The sequence below is a fragment of the Streptomyces sp. BF23-19 genome, assembly GCF_041106355.1.
GTDB lineage: Bacteria > Actinomycetota > Actinomycetes > Streptomycetales > Streptomycetaceae > Streptomyces > Streptomyces virginiae_A.
The window spans coordinates 55946-77078 of sequence record NZ_JBGBPT010000018.1; the positions used below are offsets into that span (position 1 = coordinate 55946).

At 66.4% G+C, this 21133-nt stretch carries 22 protein-coding genes; 17 read left to right on the forward strand and 5 right to left on the reverse strand.

Features of this window, described 5'->3' with window-relative positions:
• Positions 1 to 315 precede the first annotated feature (315 nt).
• The 5 genes from AB8A24_RS13200 to AB8A24_RS13220 are packed head-to-tail and all read left to right on the forward strand — an operon-like array spanning position 316 to position 7204.
• Positions 316 to 3351 (forward strand): PEP-utilizing enzyme, encoded by a 3036-nt coding sequence (locus AB8A24_RS13200; RefSeq protein WP_369475752.1) that lies wholly within the window; start codon positions 316 to 318, stop codon positions 3349 to 3351.
• Positions 3348 to 4010, forward strand: a complete 663-nt coding sequence (locus tag AB8A24_RS13205; RefSeq protein WP_369475700.1) for a gamma-glutamyl-gamma-aminobutyrate hydrolase family protein — start codon at positions 3348 to 3350, stop codon at positions 4008 to 4010. Before AB8A24_RS13200 ends, AB8A24_RS13205 begins: the two co-directional genes overlap by 4 nt.
• 24 nt (positions 4011 to 4034) lie before the next feature.
• On the forward strand, positions 4035 to 4835 hold the full coding sequence (locus AB8A24_RS13210) for an NTP transferase domain-containing protein (RefSeq protein WP_369475702.1): 801 nt from the start codon (positions 4035 to 4037) through the stop codon (positions 4833 to 4835).
• Positions 4832 to 6232, forward strand: coding sequence for a glutamate ligase domain-containing protein (locus AB8A24_RS13215; RefSeq protein ID WP_328964205.1), 1401 nt, complete (start codon positions 4832 to 4834; stop codon positions 6230 to 6232). The genes AB8A24_RS13210 and AB8A24_RS13215 overlap by 4 nt, the downstream gene beginning before the upstream one ends.
• Positions 6233 to 7204, forward strand: coding sequence for an NUDIX domain-containing protein (locus tag AB8A24_RS13220; RefSeq protein WP_369475704.1), 972 nt, complete (start codon positions 6233 to 6235; stop codon positions 7202 to 7204).
• Positions 7205 to 7317: 113 nt separating this feature from the next.
• On the opposite strand, the gene AB8A24_RS13225 is transcribed toward AB8A24_RS13220, so the two are convergent.
• Positions 7318 to 7971: an NUDIX domain-containing protein gene (locus AB8A24_RS13225; protein ID WP_328966061.1), complete on the reverse strand. Its 654-nt coding sequence runs from the start codon at positions 7969 to 7971 to the stop codon at positions 7318 to 7320.
• A gap of 571 nt (positions 7972 to 8542) precedes the next feature.
• On the opposite strand from AB8A24_RS13225, the gene AB8A24_RS13230 reads away from it, so the two are divergent.
• The 6 genes from AB8A24_RS13230 (at position 8543) to AB8A24_RS13255 (ending at position 12213) form a co-directional block, all read left to right on the forward strand.
• Positions 8543 to 8746, forward strand: coding sequence for a hypothetical protein (locus AB8A24_RS13230; RefSeq protein WP_328964206.1), 204 nt, complete (start codon positions 8543 to 8545; stop codon positions 8744 to 8746).
• A 254-nt stretch (positions 8747 to 9000) separates the two neighbouring features.
• Positions 9001 to 9330 (forward strand): SDR family oxidoreductase, encoded by a 330-nt coding sequence (locus tag AB8A24_RS13235; protein WP_328964207.1) that lies wholly within the window; start codon positions 9001 to 9003, stop codon positions 9328 to 9330.
• Positions 9331 to 9361: 31 nt separating this feature from the next.
• Complete coding sequence (locus tag AB8A24_RS13240) at positions 9362 to 9787, forward strand: NUDIX domain-containing protein (protein WP_328964208.1); 426 nt, start codon at positions 9362 to 9364, stop codon at positions 9785 to 9787.
• Positions 9788 to 10462: 675 nt separating this feature from the next.
• Positions 10463 to 10630 carry a hypothetical protein gene (locus AB8A24_RS13245; protein ID WP_328964209.1) on the forward strand — a complete coding sequence of 56 codons (168 nt, stop codon included), beginning with the start codon at positions 10463 to 10465 and terminating at the stop codon, positions 10628 to 10630.
• Complete coding sequence (locus tag AB8A24_RS13250; protein ID WP_328964210.1) at positions 10627 to 11115, forward strand: hypothetical protein; 489 nt, start codon at positions 10627 to 10629, stop codon at positions 11113 to 11115. The genes AB8A24_RS13245 and AB8A24_RS13250 overlap by 4 nt, the downstream gene beginning before the upstream one ends.
• A 969-nt stretch (positions 11116 to 12084) precedes the next feature.
• Positions 12085 to 12213, forward strand: coding sequence for a hypothetical protein (locus AB8A24_RS13255; RefSeq protein WP_369475705.1), 129 nt, complete (start codon positions 12085 to 12087; stop codon positions 12211 to 12213).
• On the opposite strand, the gene AB8A24_RS13260 is transcribed toward AB8A24_RS13255, so the two are convergent.
• Both AB8A24_RS13260 and AB8A24_RS13265 read right to left on the reverse strand, forming a co-directional pair.
• The gene (locus AB8A24_RS13260) at positions 12210 to 13496 is read right to left on the reverse strand and encodes a ParM/StbA family protein (protein ID WP_328964212.1); all 1287 of its coding nucleotides are present in this window, start codon (positions 13494 to 13496) and stop codon (positions 12210 to 12212) included. The two genes, AB8A24_RS13255 and AB8A24_RS13260, sit on opposite strands and share 4 nt — an antisense overlap.
• Positions 13497 to 13554: 58 nt before the next feature.
• Positions 13555 to 14019 (reverse strand): hypothetical protein, encoded by a 465-nt coding sequence (locus AB8A24_RS13265; RefSeq protein WP_328964213.1) that lies wholly within the window; start codon positions 14017 to 14019, stop codon positions 13555 to 13557.
• A 2191-nt stretch (positions 14020 to 16210) separates the two neighbouring features.
• Here AB8A24_RS13265 and AB8A24_RS13270 point away from each other — a divergent pair.
• Both AB8A24_RS13270 and AB8A24_RS13275 read left to right on the forward strand, forming a co-directional pair.
• Entirely contained in the window at positions 16211 to 16462 is a 252-nt protein-coding gene (locus AB8A24_RS13270; protein ID WP_328964214.1) for a hypothetical protein, read from the forward strand.
• Between the two features lie 57 nt (positions 16463 to 16519).
• Positions 16520 to 17014 (forward strand): SLOG family protein, encoded by a 495-nt coding sequence (locus tag AB8A24_RS13275; protein ID WP_328964215.1) that lies wholly within the window; start codon positions 16520 to 16522, stop codon positions 17012 to 17014.
• A gap of 88 nt (positions 17015 to 17102) precedes the next feature.
• On the opposite strand, the gene AB8A24_RS13280 is transcribed toward AB8A24_RS13275, so the two are convergent.
• On the reverse strand, positions 17103 to 17438 hold the full coding sequence (locus tag AB8A24_RS13280) for an Lsr2 family protein (protein ID WP_369475706.1): 336 nt from the start codon (positions 17436 to 17438) through the stop codon (positions 17103 to 17105).
• A gap of 210 nt (positions 17439 to 17648) precedes the next feature.
• Between AB8A24_RS13280 and AB8A24_RS13285 the strand changes: the two genes are divergently transcribed.
• Genes AB8A24_RS13285 through AB8A24_RS13295 form a run of 3 tightly spaced genes read left to right on the forward strand, consistent with a single transcriptional unit; the run spans position 17649 to position 20330 of the window.
• Entirely contained in the window at positions 17649 to 19127 is a 1479-nt protein-coding gene (locus AB8A24_RS13285; RefSeq protein WP_369475707.1) for a DHH family phosphoesterase, read from the forward strand.
• A complete protein-coding gene (locus AB8A24_RS13290; protein WP_369475709.1) occupies positions 19102 to 19506 on the forward strand; it encodes a hypothetical protein in 405 nt (134 codons plus the stop codon). Before AB8A24_RS13285 ends, AB8A24_RS13290 begins: the two co-directional genes overlap by 26 nt.
• A gap of 20 nt (positions 19507 to 19526) precedes the next feature.
• Positions 19527 to 20330: a lysostaphin resistance A-like protein gene (locus AB8A24_RS13295; RefSeq protein WP_369475711.1), complete on the forward strand. Its 804-nt coding sequence runs from the start codon at positions 19527 to 19529 to the stop codon at positions 20328 to 20330.
• Between the two features lie 380 nt (positions 20331 to 20710).
• Here the strand turns inward: AB8A24_RS13295 and AB8A24_RS13300 are convergent, their stop codons facing one another.
• A complete protein-coding gene (locus AB8A24_RS13300; RefSeq protein WP_328966158.1) occupies positions 20711 to 20896 on the reverse strand; it encodes a hypothetical protein in 186 nt (61 codons plus the stop codon).
• On the opposite strand from AB8A24_RS13300, the gene AB8A24_RS13305 reads away from it, so the two are divergent.
• The gene (locus AB8A24_RS13305) at positions 20885 to 21115 is read left to right on the forward strand and encodes a hypothetical protein (RefSeq protein ID WP_328964219.1); all 231 of its coding nucleotides are present in this window, start codon (positions 20885 to 20887) and stop codon (positions 21113 to 21115) included. The genes AB8A24_RS13300 and AB8A24_RS13305 overlap by 12 nt on opposite strands.
• Positions 21116 to 21133: the final 18 nt, after the last annotated feature.

Sequence of the window (21133 nt, forward strand, 5' to 3'; positions counted from 1 at the left end):
GGGTTGGCCGTGTTCAGGCCGGATCCCGCACTTGACCCCTTTTCCCTGAACGCCCATGTGGTGGGCGGCGCTTTGTGCTGCCCGCGCTGTAGGAGGAGATCGGCGAAGCCGATCCGGGACTGGGAATGACGAAGTGTTCGATCAGCGCGGCTGGTTCGGATGAAGCGTTGAGAGAGGAAATCATGTGATCGGCGGAGCCGATCCGGGTGGTGGCATGAGAGACAGCTGAATGTCTCAGCCCAATCACCCAGCTGTGCGCGGACGTTGTCATTGATCCGGGCGCTGTGTTGTGTGTTGAACCCATCGGGGTTGGCCGTGTTCAGGCCGGATCCCGCACTTGACCTCTTTTCCCTGAACACCCATGTGGTGGGCAGCGCTTTGTGCTGCCCGCACTGTAGGAGGAGAAACCTGATGAATCACGAATCCACGAAGTTGTCGGTCGCTTCCAATGGGGCCGATAACACGGGTGAGACCACGCAGATCGACCTGCTGGCCCGCCGGATCGGTCCGGCTGCGGCGCCCGCCAGCGCCCTGCACGACCACGACTCTTCTGCGAAGGACGCCACTACCGGCTTCCCGCCGGCCAAGCAGGTGGCCGTGATACTTCCCCGACCGGCGAGGACGGCGGGACCGTGGTCCGACAACGACCGTCTCGCCTCGGTCCTGACCGAACTTGTTGGCACCCGTGTCAGGGTCGTCGAACTCCAGGACACGGACACCGATCTCCGGTCGCTGCCGGACCGTACCGCCTTCGCCTCCGTGCTGTGGTGCCAGCTGAGGGCACTGCCCACCGCCGAGTGCAGCCGTGCCCTCCTTGACGACCAGGGAATCAGGGTGTGGACGGGCGAGGAGGCCGACGAGGGAGCCGCCTACAGCTTCGGGCGTCTTGCTCTGCGCGCCCACGCCGCCTGCATCGTCAACTGCCCGCCGCGCGCCCAGGCAACCATGATCGAGACTGTCCGACACCTCATCGAGGAGCATCACGTTCCGTTCCACGGACGTGAGCACGGACTGGTGCCCCTGACCGACGGCGACCAGCGGGCACGGCTCCTGCTCGGAGGGAAGGACGTGTCGCTGCGCAGGCTTGCTCCCGTCTTGCCGGAAGTGCATGTCGACCGTGGCCACACGCTCACCTGGACGGCGTGGCAAGACAACCGGGCAGCCGCACTCCGCGATATCCGCCGCGTCTACGGCACCTCGCCCGTGATCGTCCGCAGCTGCGCCGTTGCCGAAGACTCCTGGGAGCGCTCGGCCGCCGGCGAATACGACAGTGTGCCCGTGACCGGTGGCGGTGACACGCTTCTGGCCCAGGCGATCACCAAGGTGTTCGCCTCCTACCCGGCCCCCGACGCCGCCAACAAGGTGCTCGTCCAGCGCTTTCTGCAGCCGGTGCTCGCCGCCGCAGTGGTGACCACCCGCACACTGTCCGGAGCGTCCTACTATGTGGCGGCGCTCGACAGCACCTCAGGGCGCACTGACATGGTCACCAGCGGCACCGGAGACCACGTCGACACCTGGTACGTCCACCGGGACAGCCTGGAGCGTGTTCTGGAGAACCCGTCCGCTCACGGCCTGCCGGACTTCGCCGCCCGCGTTTTGGGGGCAGCGGCCCAGACGGAGGACGCGGCAGGGACGAACCGCCTCGACACCGAACTGGCGATCACCGAAGACGGCGTGCACCTGCTGCAGGTCAGGCCGCTTGCCGCGGGGCGGGGCCGGACGACTGACGACGCCCAGATTACCGCCATCCTGTCGGCAGCCCGGCGGACAGTCGAGGACATGAGCATCTCGGACAACCGTCTGCTCGGAGACCGGCCCGCCCTGTCCTGTATGGCGGACTGGAACCCTGCCGAGATGCTGGGTCGGCGACCTCGCCCGCTCTCCATCTCGCTCTACCGCCACTTCATCACTGATTTGTCATGGGCACGTCAGCGGAAGGAGTACGGGTACCGCGATCTGCGTGGTGTCCCGCTCATGCACACCCTGGCCGGACACCCCTACATCGACGTGCGCGCGTCGTTGGCCTCCTTCCTGCCGGCCGACCTCGGCGAGAAGCAGGCGCGCGAGGTGCTCCAGGCACAGATCGCGCGACTGAGCCAGGACCCGGACTCGCACGACAAGATCGAATTCGAGATCGCGGCCACCTGCTGGACGCCCGACCTGAGCCGGCGCACCTCCTACCTCACACAGTCGGGAGTCGGCCAGACGACCCTCGACAACCTGCACGACCATCTCCTGCGCATCACGCGGACCGGCATCGTCCGGCTGACGGGCGACATGAACGATCTCGCCCAGCTGGGCCTGCCGACGGAGAAGGACACCCACCCCAGTCGCCTCGAGGCCACCCTCGAACGGACGCGCCGCGCGGGCCAGGTCTTCGCTCATCTCGCCCGCGCCGGCTTCGTAGCCGTCGACCTGCTGCGCTCGCTGCGCGAGGCGGGGCAGGCCGACCGCTACGACGACTGGATGCGTGGTCTCGGGACCGTCACCACGCGCATGCAGCGCGACGCCGCCGAGGTTGCCGCAGGTCGCCTGAGCTGGGAGACGTTCGTCGACCGGAACCGATGGATCCGACCCGGCACCTACGACCTCACGGTCCCCAGTTATGGGCAGGACCCGGAAGGCTACCTCCGCCCCCTGCTGGACCAGCCCTACCACGTCGAACCTCTTTGCGGCGCTCCGTGGTCCCCAGAGCTCAGCCACCAGGTCGCCGGCGTACTGGAGCCCCTGGGGATCGATGCGGACGGTGCGGAGGACTTCTTCCGCAAAGCCATAACCGCCCGCGAACACGGCAAGGCCGTCTACGCGGCATGGGTCAGCGCCTCACTGGAAACCATCGCGACGCTGGGTGGAACCGCTGGCCTGAGCCGCGACGACATCACCCACCTCACCATCGCCGACCTCCTGACCACACCCTCGGACACCTGGCCTGCGACCGTACTTCGCCGTCGGGCCATTGGGGCCGCGGAGGCGCAGGTGGAACTGCCCGAGGTCATCACCGACACCGGCGACCTGCACTGCTTCCGCCGGGGATCGGGGCGCACCAACTTCATCGGCACCGGACGCGTGGACGGACGTGTGCACGCTGCTCCCGCACCGGCCAGCCCGCCGGAGTCCGGCAGCATCATCGTCATCGAATCCGCCGACCCCGGCTACGACTGGATCTTCGCTCACCGGCCGGGAGCACTGGTGACCGCATACGGCGGGGCCAACAGCCACATGGCCATCCGGTGCGCAGAACTCGGCATCCCGGCAGCCATCGGAGCCGGCCCCCAGTCCCATGCCGCCTGCGCCGTCGCCGACCGCCTGGTCGTCGACTGCGACGCACGCCGACTGGAAGTGATCCGGTGAAGGGACCTGGATGGATCGCGATCACACAGCGCCACGTCTCCTACCCGCACCGATCCGAAGAAGGTGACTACCTGGACCGCCAGTGGTACGCCCTGGAAGCGGTCAGCAACCGACGCCTCCTGGCCGTACCGAACAATCTCCCCATCGCTCAGCGCACACTGCGGGGCCTGCCCCTGGCGGCTGTGATCCTCACCGGCGGCAACGATCTGCCGTCCGTCCCGGACCCGAACGACGTGGCTCCTGAACGAGACCGCGTCGAAACGTGGCTCCTTGAGCAGGCGGAGGAACTGCGGACACCAGTCATCAGCATCTGCCGTGGTGCTCAATCCATCGCCCACCGCTTCGGTGCCCGGCTCGTGGACGGACAGCACGGCCACTCCGGTACCCGCCACCACGTCCGAAGCACAGGTGACGCCCCCTGGCAGTGGCCCGAGCAGTTCACTGTCGCCTCCCACCACCGCTGGGCCATCCCAGCCGATGGTCTGCCCGAACAACTGCGCCCCCTCGCCCTGGCGGAGGACGACACCGTCGAGGCGTTCGCCCACCGTGACCTGCCCTGGTGGGGACTGATGTGGCACCCCGAGCGAGAGTTTCCCGCAGGTCCCGCCGCTGATGCCCTCACCTTCATCCTCAACCACTCCACGAATCCGTCCCACTGATCCCAGACAAAGGAGCACCCGCAAATGCGCACCATCATCCTCGCGGCTGGCCGCGGTTCACGTCTCGGTCCGCTCACCGACCAGCGCCCCAAATCCCTCGTGCCGCTGGCCGGTATCCCCATGCTGACCCGGCTTCTCAACGCCCTCCGTACCGCGGGGCTGAGTGACATCACCATCGTCACCGGCTACCAGTCGGACCTCATCGGCAAGGCTGCTCCCGACTGCCGGACCCTGCACAGCCCCCGGTGGGCCCACACCAACATGGCCGCCAGCCTCCTGGTGGCCGCAGACGCGGGCCTGCTGGAGGACGGCGCTGTCATCTCCTACAGCGACATCGTTGTTGAGCCTCGCGTCCTGACCACTCTGCTGAGCGCCCCGTCCGCTCCGGTGACCCTGCCGGTCAACACCGCCTGGCTCGAGGTGTGGAGCGAGCGCATGGCGGATCCCCTCGCCGACGCCGAGCGCCTCATCCTCGACGCCAACGGAAGGCTGCTGGACATCGGCGGCGCCCCTCGCGGCCTGCACGAGGTGCACGCGCAGTTCATGGGACTCCTGCGCCTGGACCCGGACGGGGCCCGACAGCTCATCTCCTTCTACCGCGACGCCCTCGGGGCTGAGCCCGCAGCCGAGCGCTGGGACACCACCACTCTCCTCAGCGCCTGGCTGAACGCCGGCGGAACAGCCCACACCGTGCCTGTCCACGGAGGCTGGCTCGAGGTCGACACCCCCGAAGACAAGGACCGCTACGAGCAGCTGCACCGCCTCGGGCGCCTGGCCGCCATCTGCGCACTCGACATCACCGAAAGGGACGGCGACAACCGATGACGAACACCCTCCCCAGCACCAAACTCCCGACGGCTGTGCACTTCAGCGGTCTCGGTGGCAAGGGAATCGCCCCCGCCGCCTCCCTGGCCTTGGCCGCCGGCATGCGAGTGACCGGCGACGACCTGGTGCCCAACCACCGCACCGACATCTTCACCGCCCACGGCGTACCGGTGGCTCTCGGTGCCAATCACGTGCCCCATCACGTCGACCTGCTCGTCTCCAGCGCGGCCGTACCCGTGGACACGGCCGCCCCCATCCACCAGATGGCGCGCCTGGAATTCGTCCAGCACCTGTTCTCCCAGCACCACAAGCGCATCCTGGCCGTCGCCGGATCGCTGGGCAAGTCCACCGCCGCAGCCATGGCTCACCGCATCCTGTCCAGTGTCGCTCCCTCCGCCTACATCGGAGCCGATGTCCCGGGGCTGCTGTGCGGCGGAGAACTCGCGACCGGCGAATGGGCCGTGGTCGAAGCCTGCGAGTACCGCAGTGCCTACAGCGCTCTGACCCCTGAGATCGTGATCGCCCTGAACATGGTGCAGAACCACGAGGACGATCTCGGCGCCGGAACGGCCGGGTTCGAGCGGAGCATGACCACGTTTCTCACCGAAGGACCCACTCCTCCCGGCCTGATCGTCATGCCCTCCGAGGTGGCAGGCCTGATGTCCCCCCACCTCACCGCTGCCGGAACTGCCGGGCAGATCGAGGTGATCGGAGCCGGCGGTCCGTGGCAGGTTCACGTTCTGCGGCAGGACACCAAGGACTCCACCTTCCGGCTCACCCATGGTGGGCGCGATGCCGGAACATGGACCGTCCCCGCTCCCGGACCACATCTGATTCCCGGCGCAGCCTGCGGCATCGTCTCCGCGCTGCACCTCGGGCTCCAGACGAGCGACATTGCCGCCGGACTGGCTGACTTCCGTCTGCCGGGACGGCGCATGAGCGTCGTGCACTCGGACGAGCGACTGGTCGTCGTGGACGACAACGCACGTCAGCCGGACCAGGTCCGTGCCCTCATCCAGGCACTCCGCCAGGCCCACCCCGACCGGACCCTCGTCATCGCGGTGGCCCCTTGGGGACGCCGCAACAAGCGTGACCTGACCGCCTGGCCGGAATCGCTGTCCGGGGCAGACGCGGTATGGGTCCTGCCTGTCGGCGACAACGCGACCCCGGGAGGGGAGGACCCGGACGCTGATGTCCGGCTTACCGAGTTGCTTCGCCGCTCGGGAACCGTCGCACACGCCATCAAGAATGACATGGACCTGCCAATCCCGGGAGGTGGTGCGAAGGGCCTCGTCATCGCCACCGCCGGCTACGACGCCAATGCAGCCGAATTCGCCACGCTGCACCGGCAGGCCATCAACGCCCTCGGCAGTCCCGCACAGGAAGACGGAGAATAGATGTCCACCCGCCGCCGACCGGCACGCGTCACCGCCCTGCTGGTCACTACGCGCGAAGGGGCCGTCCTGCTCACGCAGGGCGGCCCCCGCCCCGGGGACCTACCCCATACCAGAATTCGGACCCGCGAGAACCCCTACAGCGCAGCACGACGTCTGGCAGCTGGCCTGAACCTCTCCCTCGCAGAGACAACGCTCCTGGCCATCGACGAAGCCGAGGGTTACAACGGACCGCAGACCGTCCATGTCATGTCCGCACGCCTGTCTCCCAGCAGTGCTCCTCCCGCAGCCGGACACTGCCTGACCCCAGTTGGCCAGGCAACCGCTGCCATGACACCCTCTGCCGCGGCACGGCTGAAAGCCGTCTGCCGGGCAACGATCCTCAACACCATGTCGCCGACCCGCCAGGAGCCCCTGAGGCTTGTCGACGGCCACAACCCTCTCCAACCCCCAACCAAAGCAGAACGAACCCGATCCCGCTTCACCTGGCATCCCCGCCTCACACCGCCCGAAGAGATACCAGTGCAACAGACCTGGGGATGGCTCGTCGATCCACACGGCCGTGTTCTAGTGATGCTCGACCGGCACGGCGTTCCAAGCCTGCCCGGAGGGCGCCCCGAAGCCGGAGAGAGCCCCTTCGAAACCCTGGCCCGCGAGGCAGAGGAAGAAGTGCAAGCAAGGCTGAGCACCCCCTACCCGCTGGGCTATCAGCAAGTGCGAGAGCACGGCCGTCCGCCTTACGCTCAGTTGCGCCTGGGAGCACTCCTGCGGGGCCTCGATTCCGCAGCCCCAGACCGCGACACCGGGGAGAAGTACCAACGAGTACTCATTCCTGCTCGACAGGCGAACCTGCTGCTCGGCTGGGGGCCGGAGGGAGACGCACAAGCACACGCAGTCTCACGGATCTGGCCTCCCCTCACGACACGTCCCGCCCAGTACGTGCCTGAAACCGGCCTGGAGTTCACCGAGGAATGACTGCAAGTGCTGCCTGGTCATCGGACCAGGCAGCACACGCCGCACCATGCACAGAGAGAAAACCGACGGGCCTCCCCTGGGAGGGCGAACCCAGCCCAGACCCTCGACAGGAACTAAGCGGAACCAGAAGAAGCAGAAAACTCAAAATTCCGGCGGACGATCGGCTGCAGGTAGTCCACTTGTTCCCCAGCAAGACAGGACAACTCGGCCTCGGAGTCGATCAGCGCGATCCTGTCGAGTTCAGAAGCCCGACCCTGTTCTCGCTCCGAGGACACCAAAGCCGCAAATCGTTGATGCAGGAATTCGGCAGGTAGAGCAGGAGCGCGAAACACAAAACCGACACTACCCCGCGCGCCACGCGTGACAACCCACAAAGACAGGGATTCAGGCAATGTGTCGATGCCGAGCTCCTCCATAAGCTCTCGGGCCGCATGTCGGCGAAGCAGAGCCACATCGAGAGACTCACCCCTAAGAGGGGGCTCCATGGAGCCCCCCGGCAGTTGCCATCGGCCGGGGGTGGACGTTGAAGAAGACATGCGGGCCACCAAAAGACGCCCGTCCTCCGTCGGCTGAGCAACGCACACGAAAACGGATGACACGGAGGGAGCGTCGGAAATCTGACGCAGCATACGGTATCTGTATGCCGCCCTTGCCCAGGAGAGAACCAAACTCCCTGGTTCCTTCCACTCTACATTCATGCAAGCTACTGTGGGCCCGTCGAAAAGGTTCGGATTTTCCTGAACCGCTTCAGACCAAGCACGTTCCATAGTCAGGCGGTCTGGCTCAGAAATTGGGTGCCACGCCTTTTCGGCGAAGCGGATGCGACGGACATCGAAAATCTCTACACCAGAGAATGCGTTAGTCACTGACCTATGCTCTCACATCGCGTGCGACGTGCGAGCAGATTGGTCCGGATCGAAGGATGACGGTCTCTTTCCAGAATGTCCATGCTGGCCACAGCTACACCTTCAGGAGTCAGGTGTCGGCGTACTCCTCTGAGTGCTCCGCCAAGTACAGATGGAACGCTGAGGGCCGCACGGTGGCCACTGTGGTTCTGACGCATGCTGACGCTGCCAACCTTCTTCAGGGTCTCGCTCATGGCGCTGCCTGAGCCGACCAGCCGAGAAATCCGCGAAGCCGAAGAGGTTGCCATGCGTGCGGATGTGTATCGGACGGCCGTAAGCCTGGTTCAGTCATCCCGGCTACAGGTGGACGCTGAGCCTGAGGACATTCTGAGACTCGCCCGTTACCTTCTGCGCGAGGAAAGCTAAATAGCGACTCTGTCACGGGTCACATACCAATTTCGGTATGTGGCCCGTTGGCGTTAAGGAGAGTTTGATGAGTATCCGGTGGCGGCTTGTCGTCGTGGCATTCCTGGTGCCGCTCTTCCTGCTGAGCCTCAGCGGGTGTGACGACCGTAAGTGTCTCGACTACGACACGCAGATTGTGAGCACGCTGACCATAGTGAACGGTAAGCCGGTTCCCGGTACGTCCGTGGTTACCCATTGCGTCCAGTACGAAGAGGTGAAGTCGAATGGCTGACCCGCATAAACCTAAGCTACCGAAATGGGCACAAGAGGAATTGCGGCGCCTGCGAATATATGTGCGCCACTTGATAGTCGATGGGGTGGCTGTAGCGCCTTGCTTGGGCGCGGGCAGTCACTGGTGCGGGCGGGTATCGTGGTTGCGATTTCCGACGCAAGTCGTAGCGACGGACCAGGCGCCGCCAATCAACTTCCTGCGCTATTAGTGCCGATTCTTATCTGCGGGTTTTCTGTGGGCGGGTTCATCTTGGGTTGGGGCTGAGGGAGTCTTTAACCGGAAGGTTTCCGGGCGGGTCCCTCCCGGGGCAAGAACAGGGGGCCGAGTGCTCGACTGGCGTCGCGGTCGGCGAGTGCGGGATCACCGTCAACTCGGTCCTGCCCGGAGCGATCCAGGTTCCTGCTGAAGAATCCCTCCCGCCCTCCGCCCGGGTGTCCCCCGAGCACCAGATCGCCCGCCAGTGCGTTCCCCGCCGCGGGCGGCCGGATGACGTGGCCGCCGCTGTCGCCTTCGTGGCAAGTCCTTCGGCCGGGTTCATCACCGGTCAGAGTCTCCACGTCGATGGCGGCTGGATGATGAACTGATCTCCTCGACAGCAACGCCTGAGGAGACACAGTGAAAGAACGCGTGCGTGCCGTCCTGATCACCCCGGCCCACACCATGCTCATCATCCGCCGCACCGTCCCCGGCCGCGACGTCTACCACGTCCTCGTCGGCGGCGGCATCGAGGACGGCGACCCCACACCAGAAGCGGCTCTCCACCGTGAGATCCACGAGGAGATTGCCGGGAAGGCTCATATCGTCCGGCTGCTGGGCACTCTCGCCGACACCGAACGCGAAGAGATCCAGCACATCTATCTCGCCGAGGTCCGGACCTGGGCCTTCGATGACCGTACCGGCAGCGAGTTCACGCGTGTCGATCGCGGCACCTACGAACTCGTCGAGACCCCCCTCACCACCCCCGAGGCTCTGGCCACCCTCAACCTCCAGCCTCCCACGGTGCTGCCCCTGATCCAGGAGGTCATGTCCGAATGGGCGTGAAGCGGCGCTGGAGGTTCGGCCTTCTGGCCGCGAATGCCGCGTGACAGCGAGGAAGACCGTCTGGTCGATCACGAGCTGTGCAAGGGCACGTGGGGTGAGCTGGTGTGTTCGGATCTCACGTCCAGGCGGAGCAGCCCGTCACCTTCGAAGGAAGCCGGTTAGCCGTATGGCGGTTGGCCTGACAAGCCCACCGCAGACTTCTGCACGGAGCGGTTCAGATCCGCAGTGCGCCGGCTGATCCTCGGCGTACGCCAGTGGGCACACCGTGCAGACCGACCACGGAAGGGGTTCGATTCCTGAGCGCTGCAGGTGATCCCTGTGGCGTGTCCCTGGAGATCTCTGCAGCTCCAACTTCCCCAGCACCCCGGTGCGCGCTCTGCCTTCGGGCAGGTGCGGCGCCGGGGTGCTGTGTTTTTTCGTGGCTCGCCTTACTCGCCCCGTGAAGGCAGTGAGCACAAGGGATCAGCAGAGCTGATCCGGATCTGACGTTGAAGAACGTCCTTGTCCCGCCAGGAGTCGAGCCATGAACTGCCCGAACTGCGCCAGCGATATGGAGTCGAGCGCCTACGACATCCGCGCTGGCAAGAAGGCCACGCACACGTGCTCCGAGTGCGGATACAGCGAAACACGCTGAGCGGCTGCTCCTCTCCTTCACCTGCGATCTCGGGCGAACCCATGACGGGCTCGCCCGCCGCCAGCTCCCTCCTCATCGGCGTCGCCGCCCTGGAAGCCGCACACATCTACGGCGGGCGCTGCGAACTCGACGAACTCGTCTTCTTTCGAACCCACGCGGGCGGCCCACCCCCAGCACAAGCACTGACCAAGGAGCACGGACCATCATGAGTTTCCTCAGCCGCATCGGCTGCATCGAGACCGAAGAGCAGGAGCGGTCCCGGCTGGCCCAGGCCCCCGAAGGCTCGCTGAACCACTACCTGTCAACTCTGCCCGTGACCATCGACGAGTGGCCCAAGGACCTGCTCGTCGAACTGCCCTGGCAGCAGCCGCGCACTCACCAGGCCTACCGCGTCGTCGTGGTGCCGATCGAGTTCCAGGAGGAGGCTCTGCCTGAGGGTGTCGAGGAGGAGCCGCTGCCGCGCAAGCGCCACTCCGGCGCTTGGATGTGTGCCGTGGTGTTCTCCGACCACCCGGACTACCCGGTCAGCGGCTTCCGCATCGATGTCCCAGCCGCCGAGATTGTCCGAGGCCGGAAGGTCGACCTCGCCACCGTCCTGGCTCCGTTGTCATACGTGTCCGGCGAGACTCTGCACACCCCGGAACCGCCGTGCGGCTCGTGCGAAGACCGCGGCCTCTTCCGCCCTCCGTTCTAACGCCACGGCGCCTCCGGATCCGGGACCTTTGGCCGGTCCCTCCCGGTTCGAGGCGAGGCGGGGCACTGACCGCACGCCGGTTTCCGCAATGCACCTGTGCGGTGTACCAGGTCACCAGGTACGCGGAACCGGTTTGGATGGTGCGCGAAGTCGGCGGCGAGCGGCGGCAGGTCGGCACCACAGCACCACCCGTAAGGGCGCGCTCGCGCTGGCGGTCGGCGCGGTTGCCCACGAGCGGGAGAAGGCCGCCGCCGCGCCCGACCGACCGTCGCGGAAATCCGGATGGCGTATCCGCTCGCCGGCGGGGGCGCCACGCTGCGCGAACACGGAAGGACTGCAGATCGCCGCCGGGTGGCACCTGATGCGGTTTGGGTTCGACATACGCGCGCGGCGCGGCCCGGGCGCCGTACACCGGCAGCGCGAGCAGCGAGGCACAGTGGAAGGAGTGGGCGTCGATGCTGCCCGACGGGCACCAGTGGCCACACACGGTGCGCGTCGCCATCACGGCAACCCCTTCTGGCGCCACCTGACCTTCACCAACGACATCGAGGTCCGGATCACCGTTCCACACGAGGCAGACCGGACGCCACGCCTCGAGCGGCTGCGCTGCACGGTCAAGCCCTTTGATGCGTCGAACCCGAGCTACACCGGGGACCCGCACGCCAGGGGGGTGGCCGAAGATCGGGCCCGACCAGGAAGGCACGGTCACAGCAAGCCTGAGTGGTCTCTTCTCGAACGGTGGCCAGCAACTGTGCCAGGACCGGATCACGATCCTCGTGCCGGACGGCAGTACCCAGCCGTAGCCAACTGGGGGCTCTCCCCTTCTGCATGATCAGCGGAGCTGATCCGGTCTGGCCTTCGGAAGATCACGTCCACGCCAGGAGTACAGCCGTGAGCCAGGCGCTCCGCTGCAGAGCAGCGCCGGGGGTCTCACTGCCGAGTCCATCACATCTTCCGGGGGAGATCGCCATGCCCGAGCGCACCGAGCACACCCTGCTCTACGCCAAGCATGTCGACGACGCCCTCGCCGAGCAGGGTGTCGCCGCAGTCGAAAGCGCGATCTCTGGCATCAGCCTGAGGATCAGGCCACCTCCTTAACTGTGCTTGCCCGCGGGCTTCGCGGCGACGGCCTGCTGCTCGACGTGCCGTGCCGCGATGTACAGGCCCTCGCGGTTCAGGTGTCGCGAGTAGCTCGAGTCGAGGTAGAGCACGGGCACATCGCCGGCGGCCTTCAGAAGCGCAGGGTGCAGCAGGTGCTTGATAGGACCCGAGCCGCCGCCGTAGACGTAGACGACCTCGGTCGTCGCACCGGCCTGGGAGAGGACGTCGCCGAAGGAGGAGACGATCTCGTCGACCAGGTAGCCGGCCTCGTCCTCGACGAAGCCGGCGGCGCGCTGGTGACGATTCTTCACCAGCACAGACGGCTTCGCGTGGAGGAAGTCCGCCAGCTGCTTGCGTGAGGAGAACTGCAGCGTGGCGTCCGACTCACTCATGCGCTCCATGGCGTTCATCAGCGCGGTGCCGTAGCCCTCGTCGAGCGTGGCTGCCGCCTCGGGGTTGAACCGCCCATCGGTGAAGACCGGGAAGTTCACGGTGCCCTCACCGATGTCGACGCCGATGGTGTTCTGCACCGCCACCAGATCGGAGGCCGTTACCCCTTCCACGACGGAGGCGTCGCGAGTGCGCAGATCATCGAGAAGAGCCTGGGCCAGCGGCTCGCCCTTGTCGGTGATGGCGAACTGCGCGGAGGCACCCTCGGCCATCACCTGAACGTCGACGAACTGCAGGCGCACCGAGACCGGGGTGCTGAAGTTCTTGATCGTCACCAGGTGCACCGCGGGGTCGGAGCTGCCCAGCAGACCGATGAACTCGGCGGCGTAGGCGTGGCGGCGCGCGACGAACTCGGAGATCGGCAGCGCCAGGCCGGCGCGCACGTGCACGCGCAGCTCGTGATCGGGCAGCGCGCCGTTCTCGCGGACGTAGTCGCGCAGGGCCTTCGCGGCGAAGGCACCCAGGACCAGGACCTTGCTCAGCTCCTGATCAGCCTTGGAGTGCTTGCCCAGTACCTCGAACTCGGTGAACTTCGAGCCGCGCACGCTCAGCGCTGCCCGGCCGAAGATTCGGCGGTCCGACGCCGCTACCAGGGTTGTGGTGAGCGAGCAGTCGAGCTGGTTGTAGAAGTCGCCGGCCATCACGGAGGCCGCATCCGCGTCGGGGAGCGGCACCTTCGGCGAGGTGCGGGAAGTCGAGACGACTGCGCTGGGCAGATCGATCTCGTCGAAGATCTCCCGCTTCGTATTCTGGATGACGCCCTTGACGTAGCCGTTGCCGACGTCGATGCCGCCGGTGAGGGTGATGATGTCGTTGCTGTTGGCGCTCATGAATCCGGTCCCTCGGTGTCTGTGTTGTCTGCCTGGAAAATGAAATTCACCGCGTCACTCAGCGCCGAGTACTCGCCATGATTTCGTCAATGGAGGCCAGCTTCGGCGGCTCCGGGGTTGGGCTGGGGGCACTTACCGCAGGATCCTCGACCGTCTCAACAGGTGTGGGAACCGGCTCGGGTCGGGCTACCGGCGCTGGTGCTGCCTTCTCGACGACGGCGTCGGCCTGGTCGGCGACCACGGGCTGTGGCCGGCGAGGAATGGCGGCCGGACGGCGCTCGGTGACCGCCTCGTCGTCCTCGCGCTGCTCGGTGCTCTCCAGCGGCGGCCGGCCGCGACGCGGCAGCTGCTCGACGGGCTTGTAGTAGACGTCGACGTATCCGTCGCGCTGAATGGACTCCCGAATGAGCAGTCGCAGTGACTGCGAGATGTTCTCCTGCTGATCGAGCCACTCGATCACCGAGGTGTCGGCAGCGGGCACGGTCCAGCGGATCTTGCGAGGTTCACTCGGCTGATTCGCCATTGCACTCACCTCGCCCTTCCGATCGCTCCTGCACTCCATCCAGTCGTTCGCCGGATGTCTCTCGCTCTGTCACATGGACTCGCCACCCTTCACGTTTCCCTTCGGATTCGAATCGCTATGAGCTCACTCTAGTGTCCCTATTGAGCCCCATGCAAGTCCCATTCGATACGCGAGTTGGACGCCATTAATGTCCCCGGTCGTCTCTGGCGGGGACACCTGCGAGACGCTGCAGTGCCCCTGCCGCAGACGACTGGGCGCAAGCCGACGGCGCCATGCGCCTATGAGTCCCACATGCAACGCAACAAGGGCTCCCACGGGACACCTGCGAGACACCTGGCGTCAGGGCGTGGTCTCGGGGAAGCCGAACGGGGGCACGCGTAAGCTCCCACTGGTGTCCCGACTGCGCCTCCTCAGAGACGCCACCCGGCTCCCGACGCAGACGTGTCCTCCGAGGGCACTATGTGCGACACCGGGGCGGCACTGTTGGAGCGCGCACGAGATACTGTGCGGACACGCACGGGACTCTGAAAGGCCCAGCAGCATCAGTCGGTGTCTTATGCGTGTCCCAGTCGCGGCCCCTGCGTGTTCCGGTGGGTCACCGCAGAGACGCGAGGGAAGCGCTGATTCACGGGGCCGCGAGGCCTGACCGCCCCCTTGCTGAAGCCATCCGGCGGGTACGTTGAGACAGTCACGGACCGCTGGCGGAGCGTGGCCGGCACAGCTGTCAGCGAGACACCGACACAGCGCTGGTGCGGCGGTCGGCACGGGGGCGTCATCGAGCCGACACGGTCGCGCAGAGTGAGAAGGGTCGAAGGGGGGAGTAGGCCCCCACACCCGGCGAGCGTGCGAGGAATGACGTGCTTGCACAGTACGGGCCGTGGGTGGAAGGGGCTCGGAGGCATTGCTGCGGAGGCGCCCCCTGGAGGAAGACGACAACGCTCCGATACCCCTCGAGCTGCTCGCTGTGCCCGATGGGCAGATGGTCGCCGCAGCCGGGGCTCTCTTCTTCTGATGCATCCACGAGAGACCGCCCCGGGCTCGCCGCGCAAGCGCGAAACGAAACACGGCCCGGGGCCGGATCGTGTGTCGACAAGGTAGTGCCGAACGCCCGCCTCCGGCGCGGTGCGTGACGTGCCGGCACGCCGCCGCGGCACCACCGGAGCAACGGCCAGAGCACAGCGAATCCAGGTCGGTGCAACCAGCAACACGATGGTGCGAGGCCGGCTACGCCGTCAGCAGCGAGCGATGAAGCAGAGCGTTATCCACAGCCGAAGCGACGGCGTCGCGCGAGGACGGATCCGCTGCTAGGCGAGGGCTGTGCCGCCTGCGGCAGCACGGTGGCGAACCGGAGCTGTGCGCCGGCGGGGGCAGACCCGTACCCCGCCTCGTTCGTGCCTCACGAGGACGGATCGGCACGGGGGTACGGCCGTATCCGGAACGACGAAACAGCGGTACGGCCAGAAGGTGTGATGACCAGGCGAAACAGCCAGACCCGTACTCCCGCCGCACGAAAGGGGGGAGGGGTACGAGTCGAGAGGGTACGGACCGTTTCCCCTGATGTTCCAGGCTTCCGCTCATGCTCCAGTCGTGGAACAACGGGGACGGCGACAAGGAAGTGAAAGAGCATAAGGGAAACTGATAACGCGTGCCCTGCGGACCCTCGCTCTGCTCGGCCTCTTTACTGCGCTCCGATGACGTGTCAGGCATAGCCCGACGGGTTTCCACCGGTCGCTGAGCTCGCCGGTCCCTCGGTCGCCGGTGCTCCCTCCGGCTATGCCCAGCCCTGCGCTCGAGAGGCGAACCCCAACGCTGCCCCGCCGCAGTTGTCCACAGACGTGCGGACCAGCGAGCGGACAGGGGTGAAGGGTGCAGCAGTGGACAGGCGGGCGGGCAGCGCCTGGCTCAGGCGAGAAGTGACGCTCCGCGCGGTGGCTCGCAGTGCGATCCGGCCAGGGGTGGATCACTCAAGCGGGATCTTCCGGGTCGTCAGCCAGCAGGGCCGGCGCGGGAGCTGGGCTGAACATCGAGATCGCACGGACCCCACCGGGGTCCGCACTCGATGGTCGCTACCCCACCCGAGTCCACGCAGAGGCACAACGTCGACACAGTCCCAGCCTGAACTCGTCCTGCGATAAAGGAGCCTGCTGCGTGCCGAAGTTGTAGCAGTCGAACAGCGAAGCCGTCGCCGAGTATGCGCTCCGGCGAAGTCGGGGACGTCGATAGTGTCGACTTCACCGACGACGAGAACAGAACGGTCGTCACCGTGAGCATCCCCCGCAGCGGTGACGGGATGTACATCGCCCACGTCATGCCGATGTGTAGTGACGATCAGATCCGCGTCGAGCTCCATCGGGGGAAGGGCCTGGCCGTGATCGGGTCCAGTACCGGCCGGCCGGAATGGGGCAGCGGCATGCAGGCCGCCGCGCCTGCCCAGACGTCATGACCACAGCTCTCGATTCCAGCTGTGGAGACCACCGAGTCATAAGGAGAGGAGACTCGAATGATTGCTGAAATGATTCCAGAATCGTCCTCGCGCGTCGTCCTCGTCACCGGTTCCCGCAGCTGGAACGACGCGAAGAGCATGCGTGAGACGTTCAGCGACGCCTGGCGCGGCTGGGGGCCCAAGAACGTCACCCGGCCGGTGCTTCTTTCGGGGCACTGTCCCAAGGGGGCCGACGCCATGGCTGAACTGATGTGGCGGGACGCAGGCTCCGAGATCACCATCCTTCCCGCCGATCGGTCGGCCCACAGGGGAGCAGCCGGCTTCCAGCGGAACCAGGAGATGGTCGGCGCCGCCCAGGTCTTCCGCGAGGCCGGGGCTCAGGTGCTGTGCACGGCCTTCCTCAACCTCTGCCGGAAGCCCGGATGCCCGAAGCGAAGCCAGGAGCAGCTCATGCCGGATGCATCGGGGCACTTCTTACACGGCACCATCCACTGCAGGGCTCGAGCGCGAGCTGCGGGGATCAAGACGACCAACGTGAGCCATTGGGTCTGAAGACGCGCGAAGGGCCCTGCAGTGTGCTGCAGGGCCCTTCGGGGGCGAACGAGAGAAGTCGGCCAGGAGGCGAACATCAGGCTCAGCGCTAGTTGCTCCGATCGATGCCGTGAGCCTCGTCGTAGGCCTTCATGACCTTCTTCGGGATGCGCCCCCGATCCGCGAACTCGTGGCCCTTCTCCTTGGCCCACTCGCGGATCTTGTCTCGCTCCTCGGCAGTCGTCTCAGGTACGACTCGCTTCTTGGGTGCAGGCCTCCCGGCTTTCCGGCTGACCTCCATGTACGACTTCAGCGCAGCCTCAAGGCTCTTCTTCTCCTCAGCTGTGAGATCGACTTCGTACCAGGTGTCTCCCAGGCCGAAGGTCACGGTAGCCGCATCCGGCTTACCGCTGAGATCTGACTCGACAATGCTTCGAATAGCCATACTGGGGAGAGTAGCTGATGCGCAAGGACTTTGGAAAGCCTGTCGCAATCATTCGACATAGGTGTGCCATTCGGGGCCCGAATGAGGCTCAAAGATGCTGGTGAATTGGCAGAAGAAGTGACTGTTACTGCTAGAATCGCAGTAACGTTGAAAGGCGTCTCATGCCCCGTTCTCCACCGACCAGCGACCCCGATCGAGAGGGCCTCCACGATGTCCACGCTTCATGCCGTCGACGACCACTCGCTCGCCGACGAGGACATCGACCTCTTCATGCTGCTGTGCCAACGTAGAGGATGGTCGGATCAGTACCTGAAGGAGATCGAGTCCACCGAGCACGACGAACTCCTGGACCTGGCCGAGATGGTCGAAGCCCTTCATGACTCCCGGAGCGCGGGCAAGAAGATCAGCATCGCCCCCGACTTCGACATGGACGGCATCTCCTCTGGCGTCCTCGGCCACGCAGGCCTGCCCGAGCTCGGCTTCGACGTCGAGCTGCACCTGCCCGACTACCGCCGCGGCCGCGAGTTCGCGCCCGAGGGCGTCGCCGAGATCCATGCGAAGTGGCCTGATACCCGGGTTCTGCTCACCTGCGACGGCGGAGTGAACTCCCACCGCGGTATCGCCGTCGTGCGTGCCCTGGGCTGGACGACGTTGGTGACCGACCACCACGAGGAGCTCGCGTCGGGCTCGACCGCGGACATCACTGTCGACCCGTGCCGGATCGACGAGACCTACGCCCATACCGGGATCTGCGGTGCCCACGGCCTCTACCGGGTGATCGAGGCGTACACCCGCGTGCACCGGCCCGAGAAGCTCTGGGAGATCCGCCTGCTGCGTCTGTTCGCCGGCCTCGGCACTGTCTCCGACGTCATGCCCGTGCCGTACGAGAACCGCCAGCTGGTGCGCGATGCGATCTCGATTGCCCGCCTGCTGCGCGTCGCCGCGCCGAAGACCATCCCCAATCCCTGGGGTGGGTTCGACGCCGACCCCGATGCCATCGACATCGACATCGAGCAGTCGATGCTGATGCAGCTGCTGCGCACCGAGCCGCATCACCCGGTCTTCCTCCGGGCCTTCGAGGGCTTCGCGATCGTGCTCAAGGCCTTCGCCCAGGCCGGCAAGATCGCCGGGGACCAGCCTCTGGCCCCGTGGGTGTACCTCTTGGACGCCCCCGGGCACGTACGGGCTGCCGGCCAACCGGATGATGGGGATCAACGGCCACCCGGTCGTCCTCGTCAACCGGCCTGCGGGCCCCGACGATTTCGTCAGCGGTTCCGGCCGCGCGCCGAGGTGGTTCGACATCATCACCAGCCTGGAGCAGCACGACGGTCTCAGCGCCATCGGACACCAGCAGGCCTGCGGCGTTCGCGTCGCGAAGGCCGAGAAGCTGGGCGACCTAGGTCCTCTCTTTCGGATCTTGTCGGCCGGGCCCGCGGCGTCCGGTGCCGTACATGGCAAGGCGGAGGGGTGCAGCGTGTACTGGACGTACTCGGGCGCCCCGACAACCTGGGGGTCTCCCCGGACGGAGTCTGGGGGATCAGGTGCGGTGCCGGGCGTCGCGGGTCCGGCAAGATCCGGAAGAGACGGCCTGGCCGCCGTGCTGCAGGAGACCACGCAGGTTGCCCTGCTCGCCGTCAGCACCGATGGCCCCAAAGGCGATCTCGTGCTCGGCCCGGACGCCGACTGTGACGCCGGCCTTGAAGATCTGCAGCCGCTGTTCGAGCTGGTGCGCCGGACCGAGGGCCCCAAGCCCTTCGGGTACGGCTTCACCACGCCGGTCGTCGAGATCGCGATCGAGCCCCTGGGCCTGCGCGTGGACCGGATCGGATCCGAATCGCACTACCTGCGCCTGGTCACCCGGTCCGGCCCGTCCTGCCTGTCCTGCCTGTCCTGCCTGTGGTGGAACGTCGCTGAGGAGAAGTTCGACGTGATCCAGAGCTTCGTGCAGCGCGCCGGCCGTACCCAGCTCGGGACGCTGCGCTTCACGGCGACGTTGCAGCTGAACACCTTCCGCGGCGACACCCGAGTCCAGGCCGTCATCAACGAACAGATCACCACGGCTGCTTGAGCCCCGTAGAGGAGAAGACCATGACGACGCCACCGACCACTTCGCGTCTGCTCGGCATCGGGTGGTGCGCCCTCGTGCCGTTCGCCGTCGTCGCGGCCTACCTCGGTCTGGGCACCGTCGCAGTCCGCCTCATCGGCGAGCCGATCGTCGCGACCTCCGTCCTGGGCATGCTTGTTGTCGTCCTGGTCGGCTCAGTGAGGATCCAGCGGCCCCAGTGGCTCGCGCATGCGCCGGCCCCGCGGCCGAGCATGGAAATTCCGCGCTTCGGGTGGACCGCCGTCGGCTGCGCGGTTCTGGCATTCCTCGCCGGGCAGTCGCTGGCCTTGTGGATCTACGCCGCGACCGGGTCCACAGGCTTCGACGCGTCGAACCAGACGAGGCACGCGGCTGGAGTGCTGGCGACCCTGCTGCTCGCCATGGTCGCGGCTCCTGCGGGAGAGGAGGCCCTGTTCCGAGGGCTGGTCTACCCATTGCTGCGCAAGCGGGTGAGCATCCTCGCTTCCACGCTGGTCACCGCCGTGGTGTTCGGCCTGCTGCACGGCAACGCCGTGCAGTTCGCCTCGACCCTGCCATTGGCGGTGCTCCTGGCCCTGATCTACGAACACACGCGCGTGCTGTGGCCCTGCGTGCTCCTGCACCTGGGCTTCAACCTCGCTGCCGCCCTTGTCCCAGCACAGGCGCTCTTCGCTCTGGCGAACCCCGTCTCCGCAGTGCTCCTGTACCTGGCTTTCGCTGGTTGTGCCTTTGGGCTCTACCGGCGGGTCGCCGGCTTGACCGCGCCAGGCGAAGTCCAGGCCCCGGGAGGCGAGTCCGCGATGCAGTGAGCGAGGTACTCAGCCTCTTCTGGAAAACGATGGTGCCCTCCGCACTGGACCTGACGGCCTGCCAGCCACCGGTCCCGCGTACGGAGGGCATGTTCGTGGTGACTGGGGCGATCCGGCCACCGGGGGTGTGGCTGAAGGTAACTAATCAGTGATGCTCATCAGGAGGGGAGAGGATCTCACGCCGCCGATGTCGAGAATGACGCAGGTCGCGGACACGCGAGCTCCCCCTCTTCGTCCTCGTCTTGTCAGCGAGGACAGACCGCCCGCTCATGTGATCGACTCAGACACTGTCGCCTCTCGCTCTGGGGCAAGATCAAGCGATCTTTGAAGCTGTGACAGCCCCGTCGCAAGACGCAGATCCTGGGGAGCCATCCTGGGCGTCACTGGAGGAGGAACATCTTGCGGAGTAGTGCGAATCCGGCTCGGCCGTAGAGCTGCCGCTTGATCTTCTTGATGCGGTTGACGGCGCCCTCGATGCTGCCGGAGCTCCAGTCGAGTGTGAGCCCCGCGACGTGCCCGCCACTCCGTACGTCACCCGCCTCCTTGCAGGCGCCGTGATCGGCCACCTGCCGGTCGCAATGGCCCCGCCGGCGATCCTGATCGCGGCCCGGGCCGACGGCGGAACACTGAGCCTGGCCGGAGCCCTCGCCGCCGTGTATGGTCTCGCGGCTGCAATCGGCCACCCCCTGTGGGGACGCCTGCTGGACCGGCGCGGCCACTACCCCGCCATCGGTCTGACCGCCCTGACCTCCGCCGCCGCCTTTACCGGTCTCGCCTCCCACTAACCGGTCCAGCACCCCGAC